General features: G+C 71.2%; 2 protein-coding genes and 2 pseudogenes. 2 read left to right on the plus strand and 2 right to left on the minus strand.

Annotation, left to right across the window (positions count from 1 at the left end):
- A pseudogene (locus ACWELQ_RS46055) lies at window positions 1–102 on the plus strand (TetR/AcrR family transcriptional regulator); the annotation flags it as partial.
- Between the two features lie 44 nt (window positions 103–146).
- Here the strand turns inward: ACWELQ_RS46055 and ACWELQ_RS46060 are convergent.
- A pseudogene (locus tag ACWELQ_RS46060) lies at window positions 147–287 on the minus strand (hypothetical protein); the annotation flags it as partial.
- Window positions 288–450: 163 nt separating this feature from the next.
- The gene (locus ACWELQ_RS46065) at window positions 451–1,041 is read right to left on the minus strand and encodes an ATP-dependent helicase C-terminal domain-containing protein (RefSeq protein WP_452403254.1); all 591 of its coding nucleotides are present in this window, start codon (window positions 1,039–1,041) and stop codon (window positions 451–453) included.
- Between ACWELQ_RS46065 and ACWELQ_RS46070 the strand changes: the two genes are divergently transcribed.
- A partial coding sequence (locus tag ACWELQ_RS46070; protein WP_452403253.1) for an FAD-dependent thymidylate synthase occupies window positions 923–1,163 on the plus strand: 241 nt, incomplete at its 3' end. The two genes, ACWELQ_RS46065 and ACWELQ_RS46070, sit on opposite strands and share 119 nt — an antisense overlap.

The following is a 1,163-nucleotide window of genomic DNA, read 5'->3' on the forward strand; positions in this document are numbered from 1 at the left end:
AGCCAGGCCCGCACCCGCGCGGACCTGCTCGCCACCGCACGCGAGATGTTCCTGCGGGACGGGTACGCCAGGACCAGCCTGGAAAAAGTCGCCGACAGCTCCAGCCCCGGCACGAACGGCAACGCCGGCACCCGATACCCGACGGCCCGCGCCTGCAGATCCGCGAAGTTCAATCCCACATACGCCACATCGATGGACACCTGCCCCGCACCGGGTTCCGGCACCGCCACCTCCACCGACCGCAAGACCTCCGGCCCGCCGAATTCGTCGAATCGAATCGCCCGCATGCCGCACACTCCCTCTCCACCGGCTCACCGGCGGTTAACACACAATCAGCGCCCGCACTCCGGACGCACCGCAGTCCAGCATCCACCAGGCCCTGACTATTCCGCCGAGTCCCCGTTCACCAATCCGCGCCGCTGACCCAAATGCGTCAGCTGTGGGCCGGGTTCAGGTGGGGCGGTGGGCGTTGCGGGCGGTGCCTCGGTGGGCGGTGACGGTGGTGGGGTCCTCGGGCCAGGCGTGTTTGGGGTAGCGGCCGCGGAGGTCGGCGCGGACTTGGGGCCAGCCGGTGCGCCAGAAGGAGGGGAGGTCGGCGGTGACGGCTACCGGGCGCTGGGCTGGGGAGAGGAGGTGCAGGAGGATCCCCACGCGGCCGCCTGCCAGGCGGGGTGGGTCGATCCAGCCGAAGATCTCCTGGACCTTGACCGCGAGGACGGGTGGGTCGGCGGAGTAGTCGAGGCGGATGTGGCTGCCGGAGGGGACTTCCAGGCGTTCGGGGGCGAGCTCGTCGAGGCGGGCGGCCTCGGGCCAGGGCAGCAGGCGGCGTAGGGCGGTGCCGGCGGCGACGCGCTGGAGATCGGTGCGGCGACGGGCGGTGGAAAGCTCTGGGCCGAGCCAGGTTTCGGCCGTGGCGAGCAGGGTGTCGTCGTCGACGGCGGGCCAGAGGTCGCCGACCGCGCGGTGCAGGAAGTCCAGCCGCTGCCGCAGCGAGCGGGCGTCGTCGTCCCAGCGCAGCAGGTCCAGGCCCTCGGCACGCAGCCCGCGCAGCAGGGCCGCCGACACCAGCGCCGGATACCTGAAAAACATTCTGCGGCAGAAGCATTGGAGCGTCCTTGAGCACGCCAACGCCAGCTTCTACATCACCGGCGTATCCCGCACCC

The sequence above is a fragment of the Nocardia sp. NPDC004722 genome (genome assembly GCF_053601505.1).